The organism is Deinococcus pimensis DSM 21231 (assembly GCF_000519345.1).
Taxonomy (GTDB): Bacteria; Deinococcota; Deinococci; order Deinococcales; family Deinococcaceae; genus Deinococcus_A; species Deinococcus_A pimensis.
In genome coordinates this window covers 50,594-54,748 of sequence record NZ_KI912652.1, presented here as the reverse complement: position 1 = coordinate 54,748, position 4,155 = coordinate 50,594, and the positions used below count along the sequence as shown (strand labels likewise).

The 4,155-nt window shown below is 72.7% G+C and carries 5 protein-coding genes; 4 read left to right on the top strand and 1 reads right to left on the bottom strand.

Features of this window, described 5'->3' with window-relative positions:
- On the top strand, positions 1–345 hold a 345-nt coding region (locus DEIPI_RS31310), incomplete at its 5' end, for a diadenylate cyclase (protein ID WP_045234375.1).
- The gene (locus tag DEIPI_RS31305; protein WP_045234374.1) at positions 342–1,298 is read left to right on the top strand and encodes a CdaR family protein; all 957 of its coding nucleotides are present in this window, start codon (positions 342–344) and stop codon (positions 1,296–1,298) included. The genes DEIPI_RS31310 and DEIPI_RS31305, both read left to right, overlap by 4 nt.
- Before the next feature lie 140 nt (positions 1,299–1,438).
- Here the strand turns inward: DEIPI_RS31305 and DEIPI_RS31300 are convergent, their stop codons facing one another.
- Positions 1,439–2,479 carry a GNAT family N-acetyltransferase gene (locus tag DEIPI_RS31300; RefSeq protein ID WP_052351744.1) on the bottom strand — a complete coding sequence of 347 codons (1,041 nt, stop codon included), beginning with the start codon at positions 2,477–2,479 and terminating at the stop codon, positions 1,439–1,441.
- Positions 2,480–2,756: 277 nt separating this feature from the next.
- On the opposite strand from DEIPI_RS31300, the gene def reads away from it, so the two are divergent.
- Both def and fmt read left to right on the top strand, forming a co-directional pair.
- Positions 2,757–3,377, top strand: coding sequence for a peptide deformylase (def, locus tag DEIPI_RS0114525; RefSeq protein WP_027482240.1), 621 nt, complete (start codon positions 2,757–2,759; stop codon positions 3,375–3,377).
- On the top strand, positions 3,374–4,155 hold a 782-nt coding region (gene fmt, locus DEIPI_RS0114520), incomplete at its 3' end, for a methionyl-tRNA formyltransferase (protein ID WP_027482239.1). The genes def and fmt, both read left to right, overlap by 4 nt.

Below are 4,155 nucleotides of genomic sequence, written 5' to 3'. Positions count from 1 at the left end.
GCGACGGGCGTCGCGCTCGACGCGCGGGTCAGCGCGCCCTTCCTCGAAGCGCTCTTCGCCCGCAACGCGCCCCTGCACGACGGCGGCGTCATCGTGCAGGGCGACCGCGTCGCCGCCGCGTCCTGCCTCTTCCCGCTGCAGTCCAGCGACGGCCTCTACCGCCGCTACGGCACCCGCCACCGCGCCGCGCTCGGCATCAGCGAGCTCACGGACGCCGTCGTGATCATCGTCAGCGAGGAGCGCGGCAGCGTCCGCGTGGCCCTCTCGGGCCGCCTGTCACCCGAACTCTCCAGCGGCGAGCTGCGCGAACGCCTGCGTGAACTCGTCTACGAGGAGCGTCCGTGACGCCGCCCGCCCGCCGCGCGCGCGGCGCCCTCGCGTACGCGTGGCGGCGCACGCTGCACAACCTCCCGCAGAAGATCGTGGCGCTCCTCGTCGCGATGGGCCTGTGGTACGTCGCCACGAGCGACCGCCGCGAGACCGTCGAGAGCTCTTTCACGACGCAGCTGCGCGTCCTCGACGAGACGCGCGGCGAGGGCGGCGTGGACCGCCGCTCCGTCAGCGGTCTGGAGCGCAACGTGCGCGTCACCATCAGCGGTCCGCGCCGCAGGCTCGCGAACGTCTCGAGCGACGACATCAACGCCAGCGTGGACGTCACGGGCGTCCGCGAGGGGCCCTTCTCGGAGCCCATCAACGTGCAGGTCCCCGAGGGCCTGCGGCTCGTGCGCTTCGCGCCGTCCGTCGCGAGCGGCTTCGTGGACGCCGAGGTCACCCGCACCCTCCCGGTGCGGCTGAGCCTCACGAACCTGCCCGAGCGGGCCCTGCCGCGCTTCGACGTGTCGCCGCGCAGCGTGCAGGTCACGGGCGCGCAGCGCGTCGTGGAGAGCGTCGCGAGCGTCATCACGGTGCCCGTGTCCCTCGCGCGCGGCGCGAGCGCGGAGGCGCGCCTGCTCGCCATCGACGAGAACGGCCGTCCCGTCACGGACGTCCGCGTCTCCCCCGCGACCGTCACGGTGGAACGCACCGATCCGGGCGACCTGCCCATCAAGACCGTCCCGGTGGAGCTGCCGCCCGTCCCGCAGGGCTTCGAGGTCGTGTCCGTCGAGATCGAGCCGCCCCAGGCGCGCCTGCTCGGCGAGCCCGGCGCCCTCGCGAACGTCTCGCGCGTCGTGGCGGGCGTCACGTACCGGGAGGGCCGCTACGACGCGCGCGCCAACCTGCGCCTCCCGAACGGCGTGCGCAGCCTCGACACGGTGACCGTGACGCTCGACGTGCGCAGAAAGGGAGCGAACCCATGAGCGCACAGACACGTGACCGCCCCAGGCACGAGGACCGGGCCGTCCCGGTCCGTACGACGCCCCCATGAGTGGAGAGACGCGTCGACGCCCCAGGCACGAGGAGGGCCGCCCCCGTGGGCGGCCCTCCTCCGTCCTTCGGCTCAGCGCGCGAGGGCCTCGCGCAGGGCGCTCACGTCCGCCTGCCACTCCGTGAAGGAGATGAAGGGCCGGAAGCCCATGGCGTGGTTGATGGCGAGCATCCAGCGGTTGGAGTCGGCGTTCCCGGTCCGTACGTACCGGGCGGTGGGATTGCGGTCCAGCGTCTCGCGCAGGTTGCGGGCCTTCACGAGCCGTCCGAGGCCGTGACCACGGTGATCGGGATGCGCGGCGGTCGCGCCCTGGAAGAGCAGCGTGTCCCGCCGCGGGTCCCAGAACAGTTCGCTGTAGGCGACGATGCGGCCCGTGGGCACGTGATCGACGAAGGTGGTGACGCGCCGCTCGCCCGTCGCGAGCATCTTGGCCTGCCATTCGCGCAGACGCTGGGGCGTCATCTGCCAGTCCTCCATGTCGAGGTCGCCGCGCGGCGCGGTGTTCATGACGTTCCAGATGTCGACGATGGCGTCGAGGCGCTCCTCGGGGTACGCGCCGACGCACACCCAGGGGCGGTAGTCGGTGTGACGTTCGGCGTCGCGTTCCCAGCCCAGCAGCAGGTCACGGTCGAGCTCGGCGAGCACGAGCTGGTTCTGGTGCGTGGCGAGCGCCTCCTGCGCGCCGAGGCGGCGGGCGAAGGCCTCCCCGGCGGGCACGCGCTCGTTCGTGGAGGTGATGAGGCGGCGGCGTTCGCGCGCCCCGGCCTCGTCCACGGCGCGCCGCAGGAGGTCCGTGCCGACGCCGCGTCCGCGGTGCGAGGCCTGCACGCTCAGGTCGATGAAGACGAGGTGCGTGTTCTCGACCGTCGGGAAGAACAGCGCGAGGTGCGCGACGACGCGGTCGCCGTCCCAGGTGTTGAACTGCACGACCTCCTCGTCGGAGTCGGGATGCCGCATCTCGTGGACGAGCTTGTCGATCACCCAGGGGGGATCGTCGGGAAGACGCTCGGCGCGGATCGCCTCGCGGTGGAGGGCGACCGCGCGCAGCGTCTCGTCGGGGGCGGTGCGGGGGTCGTCGCGGACGACGCGCAGGCCGTTCTCGGTCAGGGTCATGGGTCCTCCTGGGGCAGGACGGAAGGTCGGGAACCGGGGCGCGCGGGGGCGCGCGGCGGACGTGGTCGTGCCTCAAGTGTGCGCGAGGCCCGTCAGGACTCCATGCGCCTAATGGCGCAGCGAGGCCGGCATGGTGCTGCGCCGGATGGACGAGGGCGCGCGCCGCTCAACGCGTACGCACCTGTCGTCGTACGCTCGTGAGCGGTCCGGTCCTTTCGCCTCGTGCGTTCACGCGTCTCCACAACCATATGAGCCCCTCTGATAGAACAGAGACACTGTGCCGAGCATCTACCCCATCCGCCTGTACGGCGACCCGGTCCTGCGCGCCAAGGCGCGTCCCGTCACGGACGTCACGGCGCCCGTGACGGTGCCGGGCTTCGCGCCCGCGCCCCTCTCCGAGGTGGCCCGCATCATGCTGGAGACGATGTACGACGCGCGTGGCGTCGGCCTCGCCGCGCCGCAGGTGGGTCTGCCCCTGCGCATGTTCGTCGCCGCCGAGTACGAGGACGACGAGGAGGAGAACGAGGGTCAGGAGCGCCCGTTGAAGTCGCGCGTGCTGCGCGAGCTCGTGATGATCAACCCCGTGCTGGAGGTGATCAATCGCCGCAAGGACAACTCGTACCAGGAGGGCTGCCTGTCCATTCCCGGCATCTACGAGGAGGGCGTGCCGCGAGACCGCGCGGTGCGGGTGCGCTACACGGACCTCGACGGGCGGGAGCGCGTGGAGGAGGCGGAGGACTACCTCGCGCGGGTCTTCCAGCACGAGAACGACCACCTCGACGGGAAGCTCTTCCTGGACCGCCTGCCGCCGCGGGTGATGGACGAGTACCGCGCGGACCTCGCGCGGATGCAGCGGGAGGCGCGCGCGTACCTCAAGCGGCTGGAGGGCATGAAGTGACGCCGCGCCGCGTGGCGTTCTTCGGGTCGCCCGCGTTCGCGCTGCCCGTCTTCGAGGCGGTCCGCGCGAACTTCGACGTGACGCTCGTCGTGGCGCAGCCCGACAAGCCCGTCGGGCGCGGCCTGAAGCTCACGCCGCCGCCCGTCGCGGCCCGCGCGCGCGAGCTGGGCCTGCCGCTCGCGCAGCCCGAGAAGCTGCGCCGCAACGCCGAGTTCGAGGAGACGCTGCGCGCGAGTGGCGCGGACGTCGCCGTGACGTGCGCGTACGGCAAGATCCTCCCGGCGAGCGTGCTGGACGTGCCGCGTCTGGGCTTCCTGAATACGCACACGAGCCTGCTGCCGCGTCTGCGGGGCGCGGCGCCCATCCAGTGGGCGCTCGTGCGGGGCGAGACGGTCACGGGCACGACGATCATGCAGACCGACGTCGGCATGGACACCGGCCCGATCGTGCTGCAGGAGGAACTGCCCATCGCGCCCGACTGGACGAACGTGGAGCTCGCGGAGGCGCTCTCCGCGCAGGCGGCGCGGCTCATCGTGGAGGCGCTGCGCGGCGCGGACACGCTGCCGCGTGTCCCTCAGGACGACTCGCTCGCCACGCACGCCCCGATGCTCACCCGCGAGGACGGCGACGTCCGCTGGGCGGAGTCCGCCCGGGCCGTGTACGACCGCTACCGGGGCGTGTACGGCTGGCCGGGTTCCGCGACGACGTGGCGCGGCGCGCGCCTCAAGCTTCTCGCGATGCGTCCCGCCGAGGGCGCGGGCGAGCCGGGCGAGGTGCT

Coding starts and splice junctions, on each gene's coding strand:
- DEIPI_RS31300 (WP_052351744.1), bottom strand. CDS start 2,479: ATGACCCTGACCGAGAACGGCCTGCGCGTCGTCCGCGACGACCCCCGC.